The sequence below is a fragment of the Caulobacter sp. P1_B12_2 genome (assembly GCF_056406675.1).
The window spans coordinates 1-25,120 of record NZ_JBFTZS010000003.1; the positions used below are offsets into that span (position 1 = coordinate 1).

At 68.4% G+C, this 25,120-nt stretch carries 22 protein-coding genes; 11 read left to right on the top strand and 11 right to left on the bottom strand.

The window, feature by feature from the left end; genetic code table 11:
- Both AC1DZ6_RS00320 and AC1DZ6_RS00325 read left to right on the top strand, forming a co-directional pair.
- The coding region (locus AC1DZ6_RS00320; RefSeq protein WP_477095199.1) for an O-linked N-acetylglucosamine transferase, SPINDLY family protein at positions 1-1,341 on the top strand (1,341 nt) is incomplete at its 5' end.
- A gap of 62 nt (positions 1,342-1,403) precedes the next feature.
- Positions 1,404-2,219 (top strand): enoyl-ACP reductase FabI, encoded by an 816-nt coding sequence (locus AC1DZ6_RS00325; protein WP_477095200.1) that lies wholly within the window; start codon positions 1,404-1,406, stop codon positions 2,217-2,219.
- Between the two features lie 54 nt (positions 2,220-2,273).
- Here the strand turns inward: AC1DZ6_RS00325 and AC1DZ6_RS00330 are convergent, their stop codons facing one another.
- Genes AC1DZ6_RS00330 through AC1DZ6_RS00340 form a run of 3 tightly spaced genes read right to left on the bottom strand, consistent with a single transcriptional unit; the run spans position 2,274 to position 5,653 of the window.
- Entirely contained in the window at positions 2,274-2,882 is a 609-nt protein-coding gene (locus AC1DZ6_RS00330) for a TetR/AcrR family transcriptional regulator (RefSeq protein ID WP_477095201.1), read from the bottom strand.
- 18 nt (positions 2,883-2,900) lie between these two features.
- Complete coding sequence (locus AC1DZ6_RS00335; protein WP_477095202.1) at positions 2,901-4,511, bottom strand: DHA2 family efflux MFS transporter permease subunit; 1,611 nt, start codon at positions 4,509-4,511, stop codon at positions 2,901-2,903.
- A gap of 23 nt (positions 4,512-4,534) precedes the next feature.
- Positions 4,535-5,653 carry an HlyD family secretion protein gene (locus AC1DZ6_RS00340; RefSeq protein WP_477095203.1) on the bottom strand — a complete coding sequence of 373 codons (1,119 nt, stop codon included), beginning with the start codon at positions 5,651-5,653 and terminating at the stop codon, positions 4,535-4,537.
- 275 nt (positions 5,654-5,928) lie between these two features.
- On the opposite strand from AC1DZ6_RS00340, the gene AC1DZ6_RS00345 reads away from it, so the two are divergent.
- Positions 5,929-6,045: a hypothetical protein gene (locus AC1DZ6_RS00345; protein WP_477095204.1), complete on the top strand. Its 117-nt coding sequence runs from the start codon at positions 5,929-5,931 to the stop codon at positions 6,043-6,045.
- A 33-nt stretch (positions 6,046-6,078) separates the two neighbouring features.
- On the opposite strand, the gene dut is transcribed toward AC1DZ6_RS00345, so the two are convergent.
- Both dut and coaBC read right to left on the bottom strand, forming a co-directional pair.
- Positions 6,079-6,537, bottom strand: a complete 459-nt coding sequence (gene dut / locus AC1DZ6_RS00350; protein ID WP_477095205.1) for a dUTP diphosphatase — start codon at positions 6,535-6,537, stop codon at positions 6,079-6,081.
- Entirely contained in the window at positions 6,534-7,757 is a 1,224-nt protein-coding gene (gene coaBC, locus AC1DZ6_RS00355; protein WP_477095206.1) for a bifunctional phosphopantothenoylcysteine decarboxylase/phosphopantothenate--cysteine ligase CoaBC, read from the bottom strand. Before coaBC ends, dut begins: the two co-directional genes overlap by 4 nt.
- Positions 7,758-7,913: 156 nt before the next feature.
- On the opposite strand from coaBC, the gene AC1DZ6_RS00360 reads away from it, so the two are divergent.
- On the top strand, positions 7,914-8,492 hold the full coding sequence (locus AC1DZ6_RS00360) for a hypothetical protein (protein ID WP_477095207.1): 579 nt from the start codon (positions 7,914-7,916) through the stop codon (positions 8,490-8,492).
- A gap of 277 nt (positions 8,493-8,769) precedes the next feature.
- Here the strand turns inward: AC1DZ6_RS00360 and ubiB are convergent, their stop codons facing one another.
- The 4 genes from ubiB to AC1DZ6_RS00380 all read right to left on the bottom strand — a co-directional run bounded on the left by ubiB (position 8,770) and on the right by AC1DZ6_RS00380 (position 12,764).
- Complete coding sequence (ubiB, locus tag AC1DZ6_RS00365; RefSeq protein WP_477095208.1) at positions 8,770-10,290, bottom strand: 2-polyprenylphenol 6-hydroxylase; 1,521 nt, start codon at positions 10,288-10,290, stop codon at positions 8,770-8,772.
- Positions 10,291-10,510: 220 nt separating this feature from the next.
- A complete protein-coding gene (locus tag AC1DZ6_RS00370; protein ID WP_477095209.1) occupies positions 10,511-10,978 on the bottom strand; it encodes a DUF6265 family protein in 468 nt (155 codons plus the stop codon).
- Positions 10,979-11,255: 277 nt separating this feature from the next.
- Positions 11,256-11,930, bottom strand: a complete 675-nt coding sequence (locus tag AC1DZ6_RS00375; protein ID WP_477095210.1) for a hypothetical protein — start codon at positions 11,928-11,930, stop codon at positions 11,256-11,258.
- A 75-nt stretch (positions 11,931-12,005) separates the two neighbouring features.
- The gene (locus AC1DZ6_RS00380; protein WP_477095211.1) at positions 12,006-12,764 is read right to left on the bottom strand and encodes a class I SAM-dependent methyltransferase; all 759 of its coding nucleotides are present in this window, start codon (positions 12,762-12,764) and stop codon (positions 12,006-12,008) included.
- A gap of 176 nt (positions 12,765-12,940) precedes the next feature.
- Here AC1DZ6_RS00380 and mutM point away from each other — a divergent pair, with 176 nt between their 5' ends.
- Positions 12,941-13,804, top strand: a complete 864-nt coding sequence (gene mutM / locus AC1DZ6_RS00385; RefSeq protein ID WP_477095212.1) for a bifunctional DNA-formamidopyrimidine glycosylase/DNA-(apurinic or apyrimidinic site) lyase — start codon at positions 12,941-12,943, stop codon at positions 13,802-13,804.
- 67 nt (positions 13,805-13,871) lie between these two features.
- On the opposite strand, the gene AC1DZ6_RS00390 is transcribed toward mutM, so the two are convergent.
- On the bottom strand, positions 13,872-14,831 hold the full coding sequence (locus AC1DZ6_RS00390) for an alpha/beta hydrolase (RefSeq protein ID WP_477095213.1): 960 nt from the start codon (positions 14,829-14,831) through the stop codon (positions 13,872-13,874).
- Positions 14,832-15,072: 241 nt separating this feature from the next.
- On the opposite strand from AC1DZ6_RS00390, the gene AC1DZ6_RS00395 reads away from it, so the two are divergent.
- From AC1DZ6_RS00395 to dnaA, 4 genes are all read left to right on the top strand, one after another.
- A complete protein-coding gene (locus AC1DZ6_RS00395) occupies positions 15,073-16,032 on the top strand; it encodes a glycoside hydrolase family 43 protein (RefSeq protein WP_477095214.1) in 960 nt (319 codons plus the stop codon).
- A gap of 111 nt (positions 16,033-16,143) precedes the next feature.
- A complete protein-coding gene (locus AC1DZ6_RS00400; protein ID WP_477095215.1) occupies positions 16,144-16,929 on the top strand; it encodes an enoyl-CoA hydratase in 786 nt (261 codons plus the stop codon).
- A 136-nt stretch (positions 16,930-17,065) separates the two neighbouring features.
- On the top strand, positions 17,066-17,341 hold the full coding sequence (gene rpsT / locus AC1DZ6_RS00405; protein ID WP_477095216.1) for a 30S ribosomal protein S20: 276 nt from the start codon (positions 17,066-17,068) through the stop codon (positions 17,339-17,341).
- A gap of 416 nt (positions 17,342-17,757) precedes the next feature.
- The gene (dnaA, locus tag AC1DZ6_RS00410) at positions 17,758-19,239 is read left to right on the top strand and encodes a chromosomal replication initiator protein DnaA (protein ID WP_477095217.1); all 1,482 of its coding nucleotides are present in this window, start codon (positions 17,758-17,760) and stop codon (positions 19,237-19,239) included.
- A 105-nt stretch (positions 19,240-19,344) separates the two neighbouring features.
- Here the strand turns inward: dnaA and AC1DZ6_RS00415 are convergent, their stop codons facing one another.
- Positions 19,345-19,980 (bottom strand): alpha-ketoglutarate-dependent dioxygenase AlkB, encoded by a 636-nt coding sequence (locus AC1DZ6_RS00415; RefSeq protein WP_477095218.1) that lies wholly within the window; start codon positions 19,978-19,980, stop codon positions 19,345-19,347.
- A gap of 154 nt (positions 19,981-20,134) precedes the next feature.
- Between AC1DZ6_RS00415 and AC1DZ6_RS00420 the strand changes: the two genes are divergently transcribed.
- Both AC1DZ6_RS00420 and dnaK read left to right on the top strand, forming a co-directional pair.
- Entirely contained in the window at positions 20,135-22,750 is a 2,616-nt protein-coding gene (locus tag AC1DZ6_RS00420) for a M1 family metallopeptidase (protein ID WP_477095219.1), read from the top strand.
- Positions 22,751-23,140: 390 nt separating this feature from the next.
- Positions 23,141-25,039 carry a molecular chaperone DnaK gene (dnaK, locus tag AC1DZ6_RS00425; RefSeq protein WP_477095220.1) on the top strand — a complete coding sequence of 633 codons (1,899 nt, stop codon included), beginning with the start codon at positions 23,141-23,143 and terminating at the stop codon, positions 25,037-25,039.
- The last annotated feature ends 81 nt before the right edge of the window (positions 25,040-25,120 follow it).

Genomic DNA, 25,120 nt, shown 5'->3' on the forward strand with positions numbered 1-25,120 from the left:
GYCCTGGGCGACCTGCTGCACGTCCGGCGTCAGGTCTGCGACTGGCGCGACGACGCGGCCCTGCTGGCGGCCATCCGCGCCGAGCTGGAGGCGGGCCGTCTGGCCATAAGCCCGTTCGCGGCCCTGTCAGCCTTCGACGATCCCGCCCTGCATCGTGTCGCCGCCCGCCTGACCGCGCCGCCCGCCGGACCATCGCCGACCTGGCCGCCACGGCCGCCGGGCGAACGGATCCGCGTCGCCTATCTGTCGGCCGACCTGCATGACCACGCCACCGCTCGGCTGATGGCCGGCGTGCTGGAGGCCCATGATCGCGAGCGGTTCGAGATCCTCGCCCTGTCCTATGGCCCCGACCTGGGCGGCGCGCTGCGCGAGCGCATCGACACGACGTTCGAGCGGCGCATCGACGTGCGGCGAATGTCCGACGCGGCCGTCGCGGCCCTGGCTCGGGAGCTCGGCGTCGACATCGTCGTGGACCTGAAGGGCTACACCCAGGACGGCCGTCCCGGGATCCTGGCCCATCGCGCCGCGCCGGTGCAGGTCAGCTGGCTGGGCTATCCCGGAGCCTTGGCCGCCGCTTACGTCGATTATGTGATCGCCGACGCGGTGGTGTTGCCGCCCGAGGCGGAGAGCGACTGGAGCGAAGCGGTGGTCCGCCTGCCGCTCTATCAGCCCAACGACGCCGTGACGGTCGCTGAAGCGACGGCCAGCCGGGCGGACGCCGGCCTGCCGGACGACGCCTTCGTCTTCGCCTGCCTGAATAACCCGGCCAAGATCACGCCCGAGACCTTCGCGGCCTGGATGGCGATCCTTCGAGACGCGCCCGGCGCGGTGCTATGGCTCTATGAGGGCTCGCCCGGCGTCGCCGCCAACCTGCGGGCCCGGGCGGTCGAGGCGGGGATCGAACCCCGACGCCTGATCTTCGCCGCCCCCGCGCCGCATGCGGATCATCTGGCGCGCCAGGGTTTGGCCGACCTGGTGCTCGACACCTGGCCCTACGGCGCCCACACCACGGCCAGCGACGCCCTGCGCCTGGGGGTTCCGGTCCTGACCTTGCCGGGCAACAGCTTCGCCAGCCGGGTGGCGGCCAGCCTGCTGATCGCGCTGGACCTGCCCGAACTGATCGCGTCGGACGCCGGAGCCTACATCGCCGCCGCCATCCGGCTGGCCGCCGACCGACCGGGGCTCGATGCGCTGAAAGCCCGCCTGGACAAGGCCTTGCGAGCCTCGCCGGTGTTCAATCCCGCCGCCTTCGCCCGCCATCTCGAAGCGGCGTTTCAGGCCCTTCACGACCGCGCCCAGGCCGGCCTTCCGCCGGCCGGCTTCGACATCGACGCCGTCTGAAGGGTTCCGCGAACAACAAGCGCCTGCTAGCTAGCGCTCAAGGATTCCAGGAGAGCCAAGCCATGGCCGACGAATACGCATTCCCCAAGGGCGAGCTGATGCGGGGCAAGAAGGGCCTCGTCATGGGCGTGGCCAACCACAACTCCATCGCCTGGGGCATCGCTTCGCAGCTCGCCGCCCAGGGCGCCGAGATGATCTTCACCTATCAGGGCGAAGCCCTGGAGCGCCGGGTGCGGCCGCTGGCCGAGAGCATCGGCGTCACCACCCTGGTCCCGGCGGACGTCACCGACGACGCCTCGATGGACGCGGCCTTCGCCGCCATCGAGGAAAAGTTCGGGACGATCGACTTCGTGGTCCACTCGGTGGCCTTCGCCAACAAGGACGAGCTGAAGGGCTCGTTCGTCGACAACACCACCCGCGAAGGCTTCCTGCTGGCCCTGAACATCTCGGCCTTCAGCTTCGTGGACGTCGCCAAGCGCGCCGCCAAGATCATGCCGAACGGCGGTTCGCTGATCACCATGACCTATCTGGGGTCGGAGCGGACCATCCCGAACTACAACACTATGGGCGTGGCCAAGGCCGCCCTGGAAGCGGCGACCCGCTACATCGCCCGCGACCTGGGTCCCAAGGGCATCCGCTGCAACGCCATCTCGGCCGGCGCCATGCGCACCCTCGCCCTCGCCGGCATCGCCGGCGGCCGGGGCATGATCGCCCAGGGCCGGGCGTTCAGCGCCATGAAGGAAGACACCTCGATGGAGGGCGTCGCCGGGGCCGCCCTCTGGCTGGTCTCGGACCTGGGCCGCTCGACCACGGGCGAAGTGGTCCACGTCGATGCGGGCTTCCACATGATGGGCATGCCCGACGAGGTCGAAGCCTAGGACCGGCTCCAGACGCGAAAAAGGCCCTCGCTCCTCGAGCGGGGGCCTTTTTTGTCAGACGGCGTAGGCGCGCATGAACCGCTCGGCGGCCTCGCGCGCGAGGCGGCGGTATTCCTCCGCGGTCTTGTCGGACGGCAGGCGCAGGAGCGAGCGCATCTGGCTCTGGCCCATGACCATGCCGGAAAAGAATTCCGCGGCCTGGTCGAAGTCCTCGACCTTGATGCGGCCAAGCTCTGTCTCGGCCCTCAGGAAGGCGGCCAGCTGGCGGCGGGCGCTCAGGGGGCCGGCCTCGTAGACCTCCTGGGCCACGTCGGGCATCTCGCCCGCGCCCAGCATGACCACCCGCATCATCGAGTAGCTCTTGTTGGTGATCAGGGTCTCGAGCAGCGAGAGGGCGTAGGCCTCCAGGGCCTGCGTCGGATTGTCAGCGGCGCCGGGATCGCGCAGCGGGGCGGTGATCGACTCCACGCGCCGATGCATCAAGGCCCGCATCAGCTCGGCCTTCGAACCATAGTGGTTGTAGACGGTCTGCTTGGAGACGCCCGCCCGCTTGGCGATGGCCTCCATCGGCGCGCCCAGGCCGCGCTGACCGATCACCTCGACGGCGGCGTCGAGGATGGCTTCGGTCTTGGCGACGTCGATCTGTCCCGCGACTCTTGGCATCAGAAGACTCTGGGCATGTCAGTGCGCGTCCGAAGGGGGTGGAGGAGCGTTCTTGGCCGGCTTGGCCAGCAGCGAGACGATGGCGGCGAGGAAGCAGCCGTAGGCCAGCAGGGTGAAGCTGTCGCCGAAAGCCAGCACGGTGGCCTGCTGGCTGATCATGCCGCTGATGGCCTTGCGCGCCGCGCCGTCGGGATCGGCGACGCCCAGCTGCTGCATGCGCGCGGCCAGGCCCTGCATCATGCCGGCCAGCCGGGCGTCGCCCTGACCCATCTGGTCCGACAGGCCCATATAGTACAACGCCGTCTGGTTGGTGATCGTCGTGGCCAGCAAGGCCAGGCCGATCGCCCCGCCGGTGTTGCGCGACAGGTTCACCAGGCCCGAGGCGTTCTTGACCATGTGCGGGGGCAGGGTGCTCATCGTCACCTGCTGGGTGGCGATCATGGCGATCATCACCCCCACGCCGCGGCAGGCCTGGACGCCGCAGAACTCCCAGAAGCCCCAGTCCTTGGTCACGCCGTGGGCCATGTACATGCCGAAGCCCGCCAGCATGAAGCCGATGAACATCGGTATGCGCGGGTCCATCTGGCGAACCAGGCGGCCGGCGATCGGGCCGGTGGCGAACATCGACAGGCCCGAGACCACCATGGTGGTGCCGACCTCGGAGGCCGAATAGTGCCGCACCCGGCCCAGGAACTGCGGCAGCAGGAAGGTGCCGCCGAACAGGCTGGCTCCGGACACGGCCGTCATGGCCACGCCGATGCTGAAATTGCGGTTGGCGAAGGCCTTCAGCTCGACGATCGGGTTGCGATAGCTCAGCGACCGCCAGATGAAGACCACGCCGGTCACCACCGCCGTCACGGTCAGGGCCAGGATGCCGGTGTCCTCGAACCAGCCGTCCTTGGAGCCTTCCTCGAGCACGAACTGCATGCTCATCAGGAAGGTGGCCATGACCGCCAGGCCGAACCAGTCGAAGCCCTTGGCCAGGCTGGGGTCGCCCTTGTCGAACTGGCCCCAGCGGGCGACGCCGAACAGCACGATCAGGCCGGTCGGCACGTTGATGAAGAACAGCCAGCGCCAGCTGAGCCACTCGGTCAGGTGCCCGCCCAGGGTGGGGCCGACGGTCGGGGCCAGGGTGACGATCAGGCCCATGATCACGCTGGCGGTGATGCGCCGCTCCGGCGGGAAGGCGGTGAAGGCCACGGCGAACACCGTCGGGATCATCGCCCCGCCGATGAAGCCCTGCAGGGCCCGGGTGATGATCATCATGTCGATCGACGAGGACAGGCCCGTCAGCACGCTCATGACGATGAAGCCGGTGCACGACATCAGGTAGACGCGCTGCGTCCCCCACAGCCGCGACAGATATCCCGACAGCGGGATCATCACGACCTCGGGGATCAGGTAGGCGGTCTGGATCCAGCTGACCTGGTCGGCGCTGGCGCCCACCCCGGCCTGGATCTGCGGCAGCGAGGCCGCGACGATCTGGATGTCGAGAATGGCCATGAACTGGCCGATGACCATGGCCCCGAAGCCGAGGAACAGCTTGGTCCAGTCGACCTCGGGGGTCGCCGCCGCTGGCTTGGGCGGGGCGCCGGGCTGGGCGTTGGCGGGGAGGGCGGCGTCGGTCATGGCGGCGATCCGGGACCGGCGCCCTAGCGCGCCTGGCCGCCCGGCTGGCCCTTCTGGGCGTACTGGCCGGCGTCCGGCAGGCCGGCCTGGGCGAAGCTTGGGCCCGAGCGGTCGCGAACGTCGACCTTGACGTCGACCGACAGGCCAGGACGCAGGGCCGAGCCCAGTCCCGACTTCTCGACGATGATCTTCACCGGCAGGCGCTGGGTGATCTTGGTGAAGTTGCCCACGGCGTTTTCGACCGGGATCAGGGCGAACTCCTGGCCGGTGGCCGGGGCGAAGCTGTCCAGCTTGCCGCGGATCACGCTCTTGCCGAAGGCGTCGGCATGGATCTCGACCGGCTGGCYGACCCGCAGGCGCCCCACCTGGGTCTCCTTGAAGTTGGCGACGATGTAGCCCTGACCGACCGGAACGATCGACATCAGGGCCACGCCCGGCTGAACCAGCTGGCCCGGACGGACCGAGCGGGCGCCGACCACGCCGGCGGCGGGCGCGCGGATCACGGTGCGGTCCAGGTCGATGCGGGCCTGCTCGACGGCGGCGCGGGCGGCGGCGGCCTGGGCCACGGTCTGGGCGCGGGCCGAGCCCAGCGACTGGGCCGTGCGGCGTTCAGCTTCCAGGGCGGCCTGGGCGCTCTGGACGGCGGCGGCCGACTGGGCGGCGCCGGCCTGGGTGGTCTGGACCTTCTGGGCCGAGACCCAGCCCTGCTTGGCCAGGGCGTCATAGCGGACGAGGTCGGCCTTGGCGCGGCCCTGGTCGGCCTGGGCGCTGGCGACGCCGGCGGCGCGCTGGGCGATCATCGCCTGTTCCAGGGCGGACTTGTCGTCGACGCCCTTGATCGCCGCTTCCAGGGCCTGGGCGTTGGCGATGGCCTGGTCAAGCTTGGCCTGCAGCGGCGCGGGATCGATCCGGGCGACGACCTGGCCGGCCTCGACCCGCTGGTTGTCGGCCACCAGGACCTCGGCGACATAGCCGGACACCTGCGGGCTGACCTGCACGGTGTCGGCCTGGACGAAGGCGTTGTCGGTGGTCTCGTAGCGCTGCTTGTCGACGAACCACAGCCCGCCGCCGACCACCAGGGCCACGACGGCCACGCCGCCGACGATCAGGGGAACAAGCTTCTTCTTGGACGCGGCGGCCATGGACTTAGGATCCCGAAAACAACCCAGTGAACCGGGGCGATATATCGGAGCATCGTCCCGGGCAAGGGATAAATGGACGCACCCGTCCAAAAATCAACCCGGGCCGAACGGCCGCGTCGCCGCGTCGCGGAGCCGGGCGTCCTCAGGGTGGTTGCCGTCGATCTTTCGCGCGCCGGGAGAATCACGGCATAGTCAACGCGCGTCCACGCAACCGCGTGGAGGGGGAGCGCGTATTTCCAAGTGGCGGGTGTGTTCCGCCGACAAAGGAAGCGTCCATGAACGCCCACGGCCCGATCTCGATGTTCCGTCCCGTCCTGTGGCTGGCCGCCGCCGCCTTCGCGACCGGGTTCGGCGGGTATTTGGCGATGTCGCCGGCCCTGCACGGCGGCTGAGGGACGGCGACTCCGCGCCGCCTCGCCGCCTCGCTATTTCGCGCCGGTCGAGCCGAAGCCGCCCGCGCCACGCGCCGTTTCGTCCAGGCTGGTCGTCAGGCCCCACGAGGCCTGGACCACCGGCGCGATCACCAGCTGGGCGACGCGGTCGCCGCGGCGGATCGTGAAATCCTCTTCTCCCAGATTGATCAGGATCACCTTCACCTCGCCGCGATAGTCGCTGTCGATGGTGCCGGGGGTGTTCAGGCAGGTGACGCCGTTCTTGGCGGCCAGGCCCGAGCGCGGCCGCACCTGGGCCTCGAAGCCCAGCGGCACGGCGAAGGCCAGGCCCGTCGGCACCATGAAGCGCGCGCCCGGCTTCAGCGTCAGGGGGGCATCCTCGGCCACCGCCGCCCGCAGGTCCATGCCGGCCGCGCCGTTGGTTTCATAGGCGGGCAGGGGCAGGCCTTCGGCGTGGGGCAGCTGGACGACGGGAATGTGCGGAGAGGTCATGAAAGGCTCGTGGCTATGCGTTGGGCGAGGTCGCGGGCCACGGAATCCTTGGCGGCCCGTGTCCAGCGTTCGGTCTTGTCCTTGGAGATCAGCAGGACGGCGTTCTCGTCGCCGCCCATCACGCCGGGCTCGGTGACGTCGTTGGCGATGATCCAGTCGCAGCCCTTGCGCGCCAGCTTGGCGCGGGCGTGGGCCTCGACGTCGTTGGTCTCGGCCGCGAAGCCGATGACCAGTTTCGGGCGCCTCGGCCCGGAGGCCGAAAGCGTGGCGAGGATGTCCGGGTTCTCGACGAAGGTCAGGGCCGGCGGGCCGCCCTTGTCCTTCTTCAGCTTGGTCCCGAACACCTCGTCGATGCGCCAGTCGGCGACGGCGGCCACGAACACCCCGACATCGGCGGGCAGGGCGGCCTGGCTGGCGGCCAGCATGTCGCGCGCGGTCTCGACATCGACGCGATCGACGCCGAAGGGCGTGGGCAGGGACACCGGTCCGCTGACCAGAGTGACCCGCGCGCCCAGCTTGGCCAGGGCGCCGGCGATCGCATAGCCCTGGCGGCCGCTGGAGCGGTTGGTGATGCCGCGCACCGGGTCGATCGGCTCGAAGGTCGGTCCGGCGGTGACCAGGGCGTGCTTCCCGGCCAGCGGCCCCTCTTTCAAGGAATGGGCGGCGGGACCCTTCAAGGACTCCATGATGGCCTCGAAGATCACCGGCGGCTCGGCCAGGCGGCCGGGTCCGAACTCGCCGCAGGCCATGGCGCCCTCGTCGGGACCGACGAACAGCACGCCGTCGGCCTTCAGGGTCGCCAGGTTGCGCTGGGTCGCCGGGTGCAGCCACATACGCACGTTCATGGCCGGGGCCATCAGCACGGGTTTGTCGGTCGCCAACAAGGTGGTTGAAGCCAGATCGCCGGCCAGGCCGTGGGCGGCCTTGGCGATCAGGTCGGCGGTCGCCGGAGCCACGACCACAAGGTCGGCCGAGCGCGACAGCTCGATATGGCCCATCTCGGCCTCGTCGGTCAGCGAGAACAGCTCGCTATAGACCTTGTCCTCGGCCAGCGCCGACAGCGAGAGGGGGGTGACGAACTCGGCGCCTGACGTCGTGAGGATCGGCCGCACGCCCACCCCGGCCTTGCGAAGCAGCCTTGTCAGCTCCAGCGCCTTGTAGGCGGCGATGCCGCCGCCGACGATCAGAAGAACCCGGCCAGGGTTGAGGGTGTCGGTCACGCTGGTCCGCCTCCGGTTCGCGCCTGCTCCCCAGGCGCATAGAGCGACGCGGCCCTCAGCGTAAGCCCCCTTCGGTAAAATCGTTAACGGGGACTCGACATGCGTTCTTTCTTCGTTCTTAATCGCGAAGGTAGAGGAAACATTCGGAGATCCCTCATGACGGTACGGTGCGCGTCCTGGTTTTCCGCTCTGGCCGTCGGGCTGGCCTTGCCCCTGGCGCTTGGGCTCGCGGCTTGCGACGGCGGCGCGTCAGCGGTGAAGGCGCCCAAGGCGGGCGACGTCGCCTCAGCGGCCGAGCCCGCGTCCGACCGCGAGGCGCCTTCATACGACAGCGCGCCGACCCGGCCCGATCCGCGCGACGCTCCGGTCCGCAAGGTGGCGGGCAAGCCGATGTGGGCGGCCAACCGTACGCGAACGGCCGAGGAGAACGCCCAGCGGGGTTTCGAGCGCTACGGCGCCGAATTCGCCGCCGCCGATGTCGACGACTATGTCCGCAAGACCCACGCCTTCGTCGGCCATCCGCCGGCAGGGGCCGAAACCCTGAAGCGGGCCAACGGCGACACCTTGATCTACGACCCCAAGGACAACGTCTTCGCGGTGGTCACCAAGGCCGGCGCGCCCCGCACGATGTTCAAGCCCGATGACGGGGAGGCCTATTGGACGACGCAGAAGGCGGGCGGCGGCCAACGACGCACGGCCTCGCGCGAACGGGCGTCCGCCGCCGGCGACAGCTAGATCAGCACTCGAGCGCGCCCGGGGGAGGCGCCGAAGGGAAGGCGAGCGGCCCCACCGCGTCTTCCCTTCGTTTCCCGGTTGGCCTGGTGGGCGACCGGGACCCAGGGGCGGCGCCGAGCCGCCCCTGGACGAGCTTGGTGACGCCGGCTCGCCTGAACCCTCTCCCGGAGAGGAGAGGGAGGGGCCCGCCGCGAAGCGGTGGGGGGTGAGGGGTGACGACGCCAGACGACGTGTCGGCAGACTGTCGACGTGCGTTCGGTTGGGCGCTAACCCAGCTCTAGACCAGCCAGGCCCCCGCCGCGAAGGCCAGTCCCGCCACCAACGCCCCGGCCAGGAACCACAGCAGCGGACGAGCGGGCCGGGTCTCGATCACGGCGACGGCGGGCACGGTCGGCGCCTCGGCCAGACGGGCCATGGCGCGGATCGCCCGCACCGCCTCGTCGGTGAAGTCGCGGATCTTGGCGGCCGGCGACAGTTCGCGGGCGATCCAGCGGCGGACCACCGGATCGGCGGCGGCCCACAGGTCGTGGGTCGGGTCGATGCGGCGGGCCACGCCCTCGACCGTGACCATGGTCTTTTGCAGCAGCACCAGTTCGGGCCGCAGGGCCATGTCGAACAGGGCGGTGATCTCGAACAACTGGGCCAGCAGCCTGCCCATCGAGACGTCGCTGGCGTCGCGGCCGAACACCGGCTCGCCCACCGCCCGCAGGGCCTGGGCGAAGGCGTCGCGGTCCTGGTGGGCGGGCACGTAACCGGCGTCGAAATGGATCGCCGCCACGCGCGGATAGTCGCGATTGAGGAAGCCGTAGAGGATCTCGGCCAGGTACTTGCGCTCGCTGGGGCCCAGGCGGCCCAGGATGCCGTAGTCCACGGCGACGATGGCGGCCCCCTCTCCCTGAACTTGGGCGCTGACGAACAGATTGCCCTCGTGCAGATCGGCGTGGAACAGGCCGTGGTCCAGGGCCTGGGCCAGGAAACCGCGCGTCACCGCCTCGGCCAGGGCCTTGCGGTCCAGGCCCGGCTGCTCCAGCGCGGCGGGGTCTGACAGGGCCAGGCCGGGGGCCCAGGTCAGGGTGAGAAAGCGCTTGCCGACGCCGTCCCACACCACGCTGGGGGCGCGCATGTACGGGTCGACCTTCATGGCCTCGCCCAGCTCGGCGCAGCCGGCGGCCTCGAAACGCAGGTCCAGCTCCAGGTCCAGGGCCCGGATCRCCACCTCGACGAACTCGCGCGGCCGCAGGCGGCGGGCGGCGGGAACCAGCCGCTCGGCCAGGTCGGCGGCCAGGCGCAGGGCGGCGCTGTCGCGGACGACCTGACGCTCGACGCCGGGCCGCAGCACCTTCACGGCCACCTTGGTCCCGTCCAGCAGGGTGGCCGCATGGGCCTGGGCCAGGGAGGCGGCGGCGATCGAGGCCTCGAAGCCGGCATAGACGGTGTCGAGCGGCGCGCCCAGCCCGCGCTCGACCTCGGCCTTGGCGACCTCCAGCGGGAAGGCCGGCAGGCGGTCCTTCAGGTGCGACAGGTCCTCGGCGAACGGGGTTCCGAACATGTCGGCCCGGGTCGACAGGAACTGGCCCATCTTGATGGCCGCCGGACCCTCGCGCTCCAGCACCCGCGCCAGGCGCTCGCCTGGCCGGCCCTTGCGCGCCGCTCCGCCGRAAAACAGCCGCAAGGCGCGCCCCGCCCAAAGCGCCGAAGGCGGAAGCACCGGCTCCAGCTCGCGCGGGATCAGGGCGTCGGCCCGGACCAGGCCCCAGCCGGCGCCGATCAGGCGCACGAACGCGGCGGCCCGGCTCATGCGGCGGGGGTCTCGATCGACGAGCGGCGTGGGGGCGGGAAAAAGCTCATGTCCCGGCCTGAAAGCCCGCTCCGCGCGCTTCGGTCAAGGCCGCTTTCGCCGCCGACCCGCCGCGCGGCGCGAAAAGCGGCGCAGGAGACGCTTGCCGGGAGGAATTCAGGAGAAAAACCAAGTCCGCTTTCGGTCCTGAGCGAGGTATCAGCCCCTACGGTCCTGGGCCTCAATGACTTGGGGCGAGGGGGCGATCCGTGGCCGTCCGTCTGAACGGTGTCACGATCGTCTCGCGCTCCTGCCCACCTGAACGGTTGAGAAAATAGACCGCAAAGGTGTCTGGGCCGGTTCTGGAATGGGTCGCCCCGTCGAAGAACAGGTTGGCGGCGTCGCGGTCGACGAGCGGACGGTCGATATAGGCGTCCTGCGCCTCCCATCCGGCGAGTTGCGGCGAAAAGTGCCTTACCCGATTGGTGAGCGAACCGCCCACCTCCGCCAGCATCCAGATTTCATAGAAGATCACCCCTTGCGGATTCACCGCCCGGACAAAGCCCGGCAGATGTCCGAAGCTGGGACCCAGGATCACGGGCTCGACCGGCCCTTCCGGCATTTCGCCGATCCAGCGGCCCTCCAGCCACGCAACGTCGGCGAGCGTGGCCGGCGGGCCGGGGCGACCTCCCGTGCGCAGCTTGATCATGGTTCGACATCGTCGGCTCCAGCCCACCGACTGTGGCGGCGCTTACCGGCTGAGCCGTCGCGAGTGCGATCGCGATCGCGAAAACGAGACTGCGGACCACGTCGTCCTCCGGCCGGCGGATGCGAAAGCGCCTGTCGCGATCGCTCGCTGTTGATAACGGAGGCCGCATGGCGGCCCTATCCGCCGGCCTCGCGTGAACGGTTCAAAGCGTCAGGGGCGTCCTATCGGAGCGTGGGAAAGCCCGCCGCAATCCACCCGTTGCGGATGTTGGCCGCCATCACTCTTTCGGACACAGGCCCTTGGGCGTCCAAGCCGAGGTGAGCGTCGTTGGGGGGCTGCCCTCTCCGTGCAGGATCAAGGCGAAGCCCTGTCGCGTCTCCTGGCCGATCGCCATCAACAACATGGGCGGACCATGCCGCACCATCAACGAATGCCCCGCGCCACGGGCGACCTGAACGCCATCGGGCGTTTCCAGGCAGCTTCCGCCGCTGATCGCATAGAACGCCTCCGGGCCGGAATGCACATGAACCGGCGCGGTCATGCCGGGCGCGAACGTCGATTTCAGGTATTCGGCGCTGAAGTCGCCCTGCGTGGTCTCGATCGGAAGCGGGCCGACGTCGGCGAGATGGGCGCCGCCTTCGAGTGGGTGTCCCTTGGCGCCCAGGTCAAACACCCAAACCTGGCCGAAGGCCTGAACGACCGCGCCATGCTCCGGCTTGGCGCGTTCGGCGGCCTGGACGTCGGCGAAGGTGTAGATGTTCCAGTAGAGCGGCGTCGGTGGCAGCGCCCCAAGGTCTTGGTGGGCGACGAGGCAAGCTGGGCCCGGCGTCTCTCCAGCTTGTCCAGAACAGGTTCGCGACGTCGCTTGGGCGTGGGCCGTCAGCGGCGTCAGGACGACCAAGGCGAGCGCACTGAGAATTCCCGCCAACGGCTTCGATGAAATCCAGATCATGGCCTGCCCTGTCGATGAAGAACCATCATGAAGGCGCCTCCTGTAAGCAAGGTCGCCATCCATCCGTCGCGTCCCCTACAGCGCCCAGCCCTGGTGCATCGCCGCGACGCCGCCGGTGAAGTTGGTGATCGTCACCCGCTTGAAGCCGGCGTTCTCCATCATCCCGGCGAAGGTCTTCTGGTCGGGGAAGCGGCGGATGCTCTCGACCAGGTACTGGTAGGCGTCGCGATCCTTGGCCAGCCACTCGCCGAATTGCGGGATCAGCTTGAAGGAATAGGCGTCATACGCCTTGGCCAGAGCCTCGGTCACCGGCTTGGAGAACTCCAGGCAGATGAAGCGGCCGCCCGGCTTCAGCACCCGGCGCGCCTCGCGCAGGGCCGCGTCGATGTCGGTGACGTTGCGGATGCCGAACGAGATGACATAGGCGTCGGCATAGGCGTCGGGCAGGGGCAGGCGTTGGGCGTCGCCGACCGTCCAGGTGATCTCGGGCGCGCCGCCCTTCTCGATCCCAGCGCCGATCATCTCGGCGTTGTAGTCAATGATGTTGATCACCGCGTCGGGACCGCCGCGCCGCTCCTGGGCCGCCCGGGTCATCTTGGCGAAGCGTCGGGCCATGTCGCCAGTGCCGCCGGCGCAGTCGATGATGATCTCGCCCGGCTGCGGGTTGAGGCGCGCGGCGACCGCGTCCTTCCAGAGCCGGTGCACGCCGCCGCTCATCACGTCGTTCATCAGGTCGTAGTTCTTGGCGACCCGGTCGAACACGCCGCGCACCAGGCCGGCCTTGGCCGAGGCGTCGACGTCCTTGAAGCCGAAAGTGGCGGAAGCCTTGGTCATGTCATTGCTCGAATTTGGCGCTCGGAATCGCTCGGGGCCAGCCCCCAGCTCTGGCTTGTGTCGTCCGGCTCTTATAACCGCCCGCGCCTGTCCGTCACCGGTTTTGCTTGGCCGGCCCTAGGAACCGCGCGCTCCATGCCCGATATCTGTCACGCCAAGCTGCTCCGAGGTCTTCCTTGCCCGAACTGCCCGAAGTCGAGACCGTGCGCCGCGGCCTGGAGCCGGTGTTGAGCGGCGCGCGCCTGGCCCGCGTGCGCGCCAACCGTCCCGACCTGCGCTTCCCCTTGCCGGACGGCTTCGTCCAGCGGCTGACAGGCGCGAAGATCCTGCGGCTGGACCGCCGGGCCAAGTACCTGCTGGCCCCGCTGGATCGCGGCGACACCCTGGTGATGCACCTGGGCATGACCGGGCGCTTTGAGATCGCCGCGCCATCCGGAACGGTGCGTCCCGGCGACTTCGCCCGCGAGGTCACGCCCGACGACAAGCACGCCCATGTCGTCTTCGAGACCGAAGCGGGCGCGACGGTCACCTATTACGACCCCCGCCGGTTCGGCTTCATGGACCTGATCGCCACCGACGCCGTGGACCGCCACCCGTGGTTCGCGACGATGGGGCCCGAGCCCTTGGGCGAAGCCTTCGACGCCAAGACCCTGGTCGCGGCGTTCAGCGGCCGCAAGCAGGGCCCCAAGACCCTGCTGCTGGACCAGAAGACCGTCGCGGGCCTGGGCAACATCTATGTCTGCGAGGCCCTGCACCGCGCCCATATCTCGCCGTTCAAGCCGGCGGGCATGATCGCCGGCAAGCGGCTGGGACCCCTGACCACGGCGATCAAGGACGTGCTGGCCGAGGCCGTCGAGGTCGGCGGATCGTCCCTGAAGGACTTCGCGGCGGCCGACGGCGCCCTGGGCTATTTCCAGCACCGTTTCCGGGTCTATGACCGCGCGGGCCAGCCATGCCCCACGCCCGGCTGCAAGGGGGTGATCGCCCGCGAGGTCCAGGCGGGCCGATCGACCTTTTTCTGCCCGGTCTGCCAGGTGTGAGCCGGGGTCGGCTGCGAGGCGGACGTCGGAGGCCCCTGAAGGGCGCCCCCGCCGCCGCCCCGGGCCTCTAGGACTTGGATTTCAGCATGCCGTGCATGCCGATCCATCGGACGTAGGCGTCGAACCAGCCCGTGCTGGTCGTGGTCTTCTGGTACATGCCGAACCCATGTCCGCCTTGCTCATAGAGGTGGAACTCGACCGGGCGCTTGGCGGCTCGCCAGCTGTCGATCAGTCCCACGCCGCTGTTGGCGAAGAACGGATCATCGGCGGCCAGGGCCACGAACATCGGCGGGGCGTCGGCCGGCGCGGTCACGGGCGTGATCGGGCCGTAGATGAGGCCGATGAAGGCGGGTTTGGCGTCGTCCCCTGACAAGGTCGTCGCCAAGGTCAGCATGGCGCCGGCGGAAAACCCCAGCATGCCGATGCGGTCGGGATCGACATGCCATTCGGTCGCCCTCTGGCGAACGAGCGCGAACGCCGCGCGCGAGTCGGCGATCTGCGGGGCCAGGCCGGCCATAGCGGCCCGCGGATCGGGCCGCGGCCTCTGTGCGGTGGTCGAGAACATCTCGGCCATGGAACGCTCGAAGCCCGGCATGTCCGCCGGCGTCGGGTTCAGCCGGTATTTGAGCACGAAGGCGGCCACGCCCTTGTCGGCGAGCGCGCGGGCGACCTCCCAGCCCTCGTTTTCCATCGACAGGGTGCGAAATCCGCCGCCGGGGGCGACGATGACCGCCGCGCCCGTCGCCTTGGCCGGATCGGGCAGGAAGGGCGTCAGCGTCGCCACCGTGACATTGCGGGCGAAGACGCTGTTGTACTGGCGGTGCCAGGACTCCGGCGACGTCGCGCCCGGCAGGGTCCCGGTGTCCAGCGTGATCGCGGTCGGCTGGGCGGGGACGGGGATGGGCGTCATCTTGTCGTTCTGGGCCAGGGCCCCGCCGGCCAGGGCCAGCGCCAGGACCATAGCGCCCAGGCCGGCGCCGAGGGATCGATGTCGACGGCCAGCCGCCCCGAAATCATGGCTTCTCACGGTGTTCCTCCTGCTTTGTTTTTTCTCGGCGCGTCCCTGGACAGCACGGCCCACGGCACGCCAAGTTATGTCCGACAATTGGTAGCGCTAACAATTTGAGGCTTGCAAGAGGGTTTCGCTCGACCATGGTCGGGGGCGCCGCGCGATTGACGATCATTTTTGTCCGAGTAATTCTGGATGGCGCGTCACGGGAGGAAGACCGATGAAATCGGCATGGATAGCGCTTGCGCTGGGGGCGGCGATGTCCGTCGCATCGCCGGCCTGGGCGAGTGACGCGAAGCCGGCCGAGCCGGGTTCGAACCCCCTCTTTCGCGACAGGTTCACGGCGGATCCCGCGCCGCTGGTCGTCGGTGACCGCCTGTTTCTCTACGTCGGCCACGACGAGGCCCAGCGCGACGAAATGTTCAACATGCGCGAGTGGCTGGTCTATTCGACGACGGACATGAAAAGCTGGACGTCCTATCCGCCGATCATGAAGGCCACGGACTTCAAGTGGGCCAAGAAGGACGCCTGGGCGTCGCAGACGATCCAGAAGAACGGGAAATTCTACTTCTACGCCGCCGTCGAGCACGACAGCTCACACCCCGGCAAGGCCGTCGGCGTGGCGGTGTCGGACAAGCCGACCGGTCCCTTCGTCGACGCGCGCGGATCCGCCCTGATCACCAATGAGATGACGCCCAAGGGAACGCACAGCTGGGAGGACATCGATCCCACGGTGTTCACCGATGACGATGGCACGACCTGGATCGCCTGGGGCAACCGCCAGTGCTACCTCGCCAAGCTCAAGCCGAACATGATCGAGATCGACGGCCCCATCACCGAGATCACCCCTCCGCACTTCGAGGAGGGGCCTTGGCTGCACAAGCGTGGCGGCCTCTACTATCTGAGCTACGCCTCGCTTGATCGGACAACGCAGCGCGACGAGCACGTTTCCTACGCGACCGCGCCCTCGATCACCGGTCCCTGGACCTACCGCGGCGAACTCACCGGATCGGGCAAGTACAGCTTCACGATTCATCCCGGCATCGTCGAGTTCAAGGGCGACTGGTACATCTTCCTGCACAACGCGACCTTGGCGATCGGTGACCTGAACGGGGCGATCGGGCGTCGGGCGGTGACGGTCGAGCGCCTTCGCTACAATGCCGACGGCTCCCTCAGGCCTGTGGTGCAGACCGAGGCGGGCGTGTCGGCGCCGCCCTGACCGCGATGTCACGGCCTGGCTGTTCAGGCGCGCTGAGAGGTTGACCAACCCCAGGGCTCCCCAACGTCGCCGACCTCTCTATAAAGGCGGCGCTCAACAGGAGACCCGCCGATGGCCTACGAGACCCTGATCGTCGAAACCCCCGAGGCCGCGCCCGGCGTGACCCTGGTCCGGCTGAACCGGCCCGAGGCCCTGAACGCCCTGAACACCGCCTTGCTGGCCGAACTCGGCCAAGCTCTGGCGGCGGCCCAGGCCGACGACGCCGTGGGCTGCATCGTCGTCACCGGCTCGGCCAAGGCCTTCGCGGCCGGGGCCGACATCAAGGAGATGTCCGACAAGTCCTACGCCCAGATGTTCAAGGACGACTTCTTCGCCGCCGGCGCGCGGGCCATCGAGGGCACCCGCAAGCCGATCATCGCCGCGGTGGCGGGCTACGCCCTGGGCGGCGGCTGCGAGCTGGCGATGATGTGCGACTTCATCCTGGCCGCCGACACGGCCAAGTTCGGCCAGCCGGAGATCAATCTCGGGGTCGCCCCCGGCATCGGCGGCACCCAGCGCCTGACGCGCCTGGTCGGCAAGTCCAAGGCCATGGACATGATCCTGACCGGCCGGATGATGGGCGCCGAGGAAGCCGAGCGAGCCGGCCTGGTGTCACGGATCTTCCCGGCCGACACCCTGGTCGACGAGGCCCTGGCCGTGGCGGCCAAGATCGCCGCCCAGTCGCCGCTGGCCACGGCGATGAACAAGGAGCTGGTCAACGCCGCCTACGAGACCACGCTCAGCACCGGCGTCGCGCTGGAGCGGCGCCTGTTCCACTCGCTGTTCGCCTTCGACGACCAGAAGGAAGGCATGGCGGCCTTCGTCGAGAAGCGCAAACCGGCGTTCAAGGGCTCGTGAACGCCGTTTGAGCCGCGCGAGCGATTCTGGCCCGGCGATGGATTGACCCCGGGCGGTCGTTCCCGTATATCCGCGCGCTCTTGATTTCTCCTGCTTCGCGGCTGCCCGCGCGGCTGTCCGTTTGAAGGTCCGAACTATGGCCAATAATCCCGGCGCCAAGAAAGCGATCCGCAAGATCGCTCGTCGCACCGAAGTGAACACCGCTCGCCGCTCGCGCGTCCGCACCTACCTGCGCAAGTTCGAAGACGCCCTGGCCGCCGGCGACGCCGCCGTCGCCAAGGCTGCTTTCATCGAAGCGCAATCGGAACTGATGCGCGCCGTCTCCAAGGGCGTCGTCCACCCCAACACCGGCTCGCGCAAGGTTTCGCGCCTGGCGGCTCGCTTGAAGAAGCTTGATCAGGCCGCTGCCTAATCCAGTTTTTAGCCGAACGTCGTTCGGCTAGCGAATTCAAAGACTTAGGAAAGCCGATCGAGGAAACTCGGTCGGCTTTTTCTATTGCCTTTTTTCAAACTCAAGATTGTCCACGAGACATTCGGTTGGGTGAACGCGGGGGTCCCAAATTGCATTCCCTTGGCGGGCGAGGACGTCTGTCGAGTCAACAGAAATATCCGCCGACGGACTCAAGTTTTCCGTTTGACCGGCGGGGGCCGCTGGCTAGTTTAAGGGTCTCAACGCTCTTCCAGTCCATGGAGATCACTGGCGGCGGCCGAACCCTTGCGTTCGCCGATCARCCCCCTGTGCCTGCTGGACAACGAAGACTTGAGACGCGGTCGTGCGCCATGGGGGGCGGCGATCGGGGATAACACGACATACCGAGGCGGTGACCGATGACGACCAAAGGCGGGGTAGTGACCCAAGAGTTTTCGGCTGCGTTCTCGACGGTGGCCTGCGAGCCCGCGGGCGTCGTCTGGAATAAGGTCTGCGTGGTGCTGAAGCGCGAGCTGGGCGACGCGGCTTTCGGCTCGTGGATCGCGCCCGCCGTGCTGCGCGAAGGCCAGGCCGGCGACGTGGTGGTGGTGACGCCGACCGGGATCGCGCGCGACTGGATTCGCCGCAGCGCCTGGCGTCGCGTCAGCGAGCTGTGGGCGGCCAACGATTCCACCTCGCGCCGGCTGGATCTCAAATCGCGCCTGGAATTCGAAGCCGCCAATGGCGCTTCTTCGGTGAGCGGGGCCGGCTATGAAGCCAAGGCCGAGCCGATCGAGATCGTGCTGCCGGTGTCCAGCGACGTGCCCGCCCTGGCGCCGACCAACGGCTCCAAGCCCTCGCCCGTCCAGGGTCTGCAGGAACGCTTCACCTTCGACACCTTCGTGCCGGGTCCGGCCAACGAATTCGCCCACGCCGTGGCGCGCCGCGTGGCGAGCTGGGCCGACGGCCACTTCAATCCGGTGCTGTTCCACGGCCCCTACGGCTTCGGCAAGACCCACCTGCTCAACGCCCTGGCCTGGGAGGCCATGCGCCAGGCCCCGACCAAGCGCGTGGTCTATCTGACCGCCGAGCGCTTCCTGTCGACCTTCGTGCGGGCGGTGATGGATCGCCAGACGGCGGCCTTCAAGGAAGAGCTGCGCGGCGCCGACCTGCTGATCATCGACGACGTCCACTTCATCGCCGGCAAGCAGTCGAGCCAGGAAGAGCTGTTCCACACCCTGACCGCCTTGGTCGAGGACGGCCGCCGGGTGGTGTTCTCCTCGGACCGCGCCCCGGCGGCGATGACCGAGATGGACGCCCGCCTGCGCTCGCACCTGTCGGCGGGCCTGGTCTGCGGCCTGGAGCCGGCCGACCGCGCCCTGCGCCTGGGCATCCTGGACCGCAAGCTGCAGGCCCTGTCGCGCCAGCACGGCTTCGAGCCGACCATGCGCCCCGAGGTGCTGAACTTCCTGGCCGACCGCTTCACCGACAGCGTCCGCGAGCTGGAAGGCGCGCTGAACACCCTGTCGGCCCGGGCTGGCGAAGGCGTCTCGCGCCTGTCCCTGGACGAGGTCCAGGCGATCCTGCGTCCGCATCTGCGGGCCGGCGAGAAGCGCATCACCATCGACGACATCCAGAAGGCCACGTCCGAGCACTACGGCATGAAACAGGCCGACCTGCTCAGCGAGCGCCGCAACCGCGCCATCGCCCGTCCGCGCCAGGCGGCCATGTGGCTGGCCAAGCAGCTGACCACCCGCTCGCTGCCCGACATCGGCCGGCGCTTCGGCGGCCGCGACCACACCACGGTCCTGCACGCCGTGCGCCGCATCGAGGCCCTGCGCGCCGAGGACCCGGTGCTGAGCCAGGATCTGGAGACGATCACGCGGAAGCTGCGGGGCTGAAGGCTTCCAGCCAAGTCATGACAAAGGGCGGCTCCTCGCGGGGCCGCCCTTTTCTTTGTGCGGTGAACACTTGACCCCTATGGGGGCGGACAGACGGCGAAGCCGTCAGGTGGGGGCAAGTGGGTGAGCCGCCGTCGCCCGTCTCAACGTGATGTTGATCCGCCCTCCCCCCGGCACCAGCCCGGACGACCCGGGCAGGATCCGGTCCACCCCGTGGAACGCCAGCCGCGCCGGTCCCGACAGCCGGCAAACATCCCCTGACGACAACCGCAGCGACCGCGTCGGGTCCTTGCGCGCGGTCCCGCCGATCCGGAACACCGCGGTGTCGCCCAGCGAGACCGACAGCACCGGAAAGCGCGGATCGGCTTCGTCGCGGTCCTGGTGCAGGCCCATGCGGGCGTCGCCGCGATAGAGATTGATCAGGGCGGCGTCGGGCGGGGTTTCCGGATCGCCCAGGTCCGCCCAGAGGTCGAGCAAGGCCTGGGGCATGTCCGGCCAGGGCTCTCCGGTGTCCGGATGGCGGTCGGCGTAGCGATAGCCGGTCTTGTCGCTGGTCCAGCCCAGCGGCCCGAAGCTGGTCATCGCCACGCTCATGGCCTTGCCGTAGGCGGTTTCGTAATTTGCGGGCGGCGCGATGTCGAAGGCGGCCTGGACCAGACGCGTCAAATCGTTCTGGGCCTTGGGGTCCAGCAGACCGCGCCATAGGTCGAAACCTGGCAGAACGCTGATCGGTTTAATCATTACGGAGATTTAATGCGCCAGACGCGTTGCGACAGTGTTGGTTTGCGCCCGCCGGGCCTGCCGCCCGAACAAATTTTGCAATCCAGGGCCGTTCATGCGTCGACTTCTCTCTTCCGCGGCTGCCGCCGTGCTCGTTTTTGCCGCCGGATCCGCCTTGGCCGCAACCCCGGTTTCCAAGGCCGCCACGGCCGCGAAGCCGGCGATCACCGCCGCCAATGTCACCACCCAGCTGCCGCGCRGCGTGGTCCCGACGCACTATGATCTGGCCTTCACCCCCGACGCCGACAAGCTGACCTTCACCGCCTCGGTGAAGATCAATATCGACGTCGCCGCCCCGACCAGCACCATCACCCTGCAGGCCGCCGACCTCGACTTCGCCAAGGTCGAGATGGTCGGCCCAAATGGCGCCAAGGAGGGCGTGGCCAAGGTCACCGTCGACGCCGAGGCCCAGACCGCCACCTTCACCTTCGCGAAGCCGATCGCCAAGGGCGCTCACGTCCTGGCCATCGACTACAGCGGCAAGATCTACAAGCAGGCCGCCGGCCTGTTCGCGCTGGACTACGACACCGACCAGGGCAAAAAGCGCGCGCTCTACACCCAGTTCGAGAACAGCGACGCCCGCCGCTTCATCCCCTCGTGGGACGAGCCGTTCTTCAAGGCCACCTACGACGTCCAGGTGACGGTCCCGACCGGCCAGATGGCCATCGGCAACATGCCGATCGCCAAGACCCAGGACCTCTCCGGCGGCAAGTCCAAGGTCACCTTCGCCACCTCGCCGAAGATGTCGACCTACCTGCTGTTCTTCGGCCTGGGCGAGTTCGACCGCGCCACCGCCAAGGTCGGCGACGTCGAGATGGGCGTGATCACCAAGAAGGGCGACCTGGCCAAGGCCGACTTCGCCCTGAAGTCCTCGGGCCCGATCCTGCAGTGGTACAACGACTATTTCGGCGCCCCCTACCCGCTGCCGAAGCTGGATCACATCGCCGCCCCCGGCCAGAGCCAGTTCTTCAGCGCCATGGAGAACTGGGGCGCGATCTTCTACTTCGAATACGCCCTGCTGGACGACCCGGCGATCTCGACCCAGGCCGACCGCGAGAACATCTACACCACCGTGGCCCACGAAATGGCCCACCAGTGGTTCGGCGACCTGGTCACCATGTCGTGGTGGGACGATCTGTGGCTGAACGAGGGCTTCGCCTCGTGGATGGAAGGCCGGGCCACCGAGCACTTCCACCCCGAATGGAACAGCCAGCTGGGCGCGATCGGCGGCCGTGAATACGCCATGGGCCTGGACTCGCTGGCCACCACCCACCCTGTCGTGCAGCACGTCGAGACCGTCGACCAGGCCAGCCAGGCCTTCGACGGCATCACCTACCAGAAGGGCGAGGCGGTCATCCGCATGCTCGAGGCTTACGTCGGTCCCGAGGCCTGGCGTAGCGGCGTGCGCACCTACATCAAGGCCCACGCTCACGGCAGCAGCACCACCGACGACCTGTGGACCGAGGTCGAGAAGGCCGCCGGCAAGCCGATCACCGCCATCGCCCACGACTTCACCCTGCAGCCGGGCGTCCCGCTGATCACGGTCGAGGCCGGCGCTTGCGCGGCCGGCAAGACCCCGGTGACCCTGACCCAGGGCGAGTTCAGCCGCGACAAGCCGACCAAGACCCCCCTGGCCTGGCGCGTGCCGGTCTCGGCCCAGGTCGCCGGCTCCAGCGCCGTGGCCAAGACCTTGGTGGTCGGCGGCAAGGGTTCGCTGAGCGTCGAAGGCTGCGGCCCGGTGGTCGTCAACGCCGGCCAGGCCGGCTATTTCCGCACCCTCTACACGCCCAAGGCCTTCGGCGGCCTCTCGGCCGGCTTCGCCAAGCTGCCGGCCATCGACCAGCTGGGCGTGATCTCCGACGCCTGGGCCCTGGGTCTGAACGGCCAGCAGGCCGTCACCGACGCCCTGGACCTGGTCCAGGCCACCCCGGCCGACGCGGACCCGCAGGTCTGGGGCAAGGTGGTGGGCGTGCTGGCCGATGTGGACGTCATGTACGACCACGCTTCGCCCGAGCGCGCCGCCTTCCGCAAGTTCGCCCTGTCCCGCCTGTCGCCGGTGTTCGACAAGATCGGCTGGACGGCCAAGCCGGGCGAGGCCGCTCCGGTCGCCTCGCTGCGCGCCTCCCTGATCGTGCGGCTGGGCGCCCTGGGCGACCCGGCGGTGATCGCCGAGGCCAAGCGCCGCTACGCCGCCGACAAGACCGACCCCAYCGCCGTGCCCGGTCCGTTGCGCAAGTCGATCCTGGCCGTCGTGGCCCGCCACGCCGACGCCGCGGCCTGGGACGCCCTGCACGAACAGGCCAAGGCTGAGAAGACCCCGCTGATCCGCGACCAGCTCTACACCCAGATGGCCTCGACCGAGGATGAGGCCCTGGCCGCCAAGGCCCTGGCGCTGGCCCTGACCGACGAGCCCGGCGAGACCCTGTCGGCCAACATGATCTCGCGAGTCGCGGTCCTGCACCCCGACCTGGCCTTCGACTTCGCCTTGGCCCACAAGGACGCGGTCAATGGCAAGGTCGATGCGGCCTCGGCGACCAAGTTCATCCCGAACCTGGCGAAAACCTCGGCCGATCCGGCGATGATCGGCAAGGTCACCGCCTACGCCGCGGCCAATCTGCCGGCCGGCTCGCGCGGCGAGGCCGACAAGTCGGTCGCCTCGATCACTGACCGCATCAAGGCCCGCAAGGCCGCCCTGCCGGCGATCAGCGCCTGGGTCGCCAAGAAAGGCTGAGGCCCGGAAACACCGGAGACGAACACGGTCTCTGAGTGGATTCAGCGAACGCGAGTTGAGGCTTTCGGGCCGCTCTCGTCGGCTATCTGACGGAAGGGCCGCGCTTTTTCGAGCGCGGCCTATTTCGTCGCAGGTCACGATTCCCCTTCATTCCATGCGGGATTGGGCTTGCAGGCTGGCGCCTATCCCCCATATCGGGCATCGAAGCGGGGTTGACGGGCTCGTCAACTTCGATTGAACGAACGCTTTCCGCTTGAACGTCGTTTGAGCGTAAGGATTTGGATCAACCGTTAGAACGCGACCAGACGGGGACGGCTCGAGAAAAACCGGGGCGCTTGCCTTAAGGCCCTTGTCACCGCCGTCCGCCAATCAGGAGCTGCAGGTCTCAACATGAGCAAGATTATCGGTATCGACCTTGGCACCACGAATTCGTGCGTGGCCATCATGGACGGCAAGACCCCGAAGGTGATCGAGAACGCCGAAGGCGCTCGCACCACCCCGTCGGTGGTCGGCTTCCTCGAGGACGGCGAGCGCCTGGTCGGCCAGCCCGCCAAGCGTCAGGCCGTCACCAACCCGACCAACACCCTTTTCGCGATCAAGCGCCTGATCGGCCGCAATTTCGCAGATCCCGTCGTGGCCAAGGACAAGGCCATGGTCCCCTACGAGATCGTCAAGGGTCCGACCGGCGACGCCTGGGTCAAGGCCCACGGCAAGGACTACAGCCCGCAGGAAGTCTCGGCCTTCATCCTGCAGAAGATGAAGGAAGCGGCCGAGAGCCATCTGGGCGAAACGGTCACCAAGGCGGTCATCACCGTTCCGGCCTATTTCAACGACGCCCAGCGTCAGGCCACCAAGGACGCCGGCAAGATCGCCGGCCTTGAAGTCCTGCGCATCATCAACGAGCCGACCGCGGCCGCCCTGGCCTACGGCCTGGAGATGAACGAAGGCAAGAAGATCGCCGTCTACGACCTGGGCGGCGGCACCTTCGACGTCTCGGTCCTGGAAATCGGCGACGGCGTCTTCGAAGTGAAGTCGACCAACGGCGACACCTTCCTGGGCGGCGAGGACTTCGACCTTCGGATCGTCGACTACCTGGCCGACGAGTTCAAGAAGGAGCAGGGCGTCGACCTGCGCAAGGACAAGCTGGCCCTCCAGCGTCTGCGCGAAGAGGCTGAAAAGGCCAAGAAGGAGCTGTCCTCGACGGCTCAGTACGAAGTGAACCTGCCCTTCATCTCGATGAACGCCTCGGGCCCGCTGCACCTGAACATCAAGCTGTCGCGCTCCAAGCTCGAAGCCCTGGTGGAAGATCTGATCACGCGCACCATCGGTCCGTGCGAACAGGCTCTGAAGGACGCCGGCCTGAAGAAGAGCGACATCGACGAAGTGATCCTGGTCGGCGGCATGAGCCGCATGCCCAAGGTCCAGCAAGCCGTGCAGGACTTCTTCGGTCGCGAACCCCACAAGGGCGTGAACCCCGATGAAGTCGTCGCCCTGGGCGCCGCCGTTCAGGCCGGCGTTCTGCAAGGCGACGTCAAGGACGTGCTGCTGCTGGACGTGACCCCCCTGACCCTGGGCATCGAGACCCTGGGCGGCGTGTTCACCCCGCTGATCGAACGCAACACCACCATCCCGACCAAGCGCTCGCAGACCTTCTCGACCGCCGACGACAACCAGTCGGCCGTGACGATCCGCGCCTTCCAGGGCGAGCGTCCGATGGCCGTCGACAACAAGTTCCTGGGGCAGTTCGACCTGCAGGGCATTCCGCCGGCGCCGCGCGGCGTGCCGCAGATCGAGGTCACCTTCGACATCGACGCMAACGGCATCGTCAACGTCCACGCCAAGGACAAGGCGACCAACAAGGAGCACTCGATCCGCATCCAAGCCAACGGCGGCCTCTCCGACGCGGACATCGAGCGCATGGTCAAGGAAGCCGAGGCCAACAAGGCCGAGGACGACAAGAAGAAGGCGCTGGTCGAGGCCAAGAACCAGGGTGAAGCCGCCCTGCACTCGACCGAGAAGGCCTTCGCCGAGCACGGCGACAAGGTTTCGGGTCCGGACAAGGCCGCGATCGAGACCGGCATCACCGAGCTGAAGTCGGCCCTGGAAGGCGAGGACGCCGAGGCGATCTCGACCAAGACCCAGGCCCTGCTCCAGGCTTCGATGAAGCTGGGCGAGGCGATGTACGCCGCTCAACAGGGCGACGGTGAAGGTGGCGAAGACGCCGCCGCCGATGACGGCGTCGTCGACGCCGAATTCGAAGAAGTCGACGACTCCAAGCCGTCGGCGTGACCATGGGTCGCGGGGCGGTGCGCGTGACTTCGGTTCCCTCCGCCCCACCTTTGGGGAACAAGCCTCCCGCCCGCCGCTTGC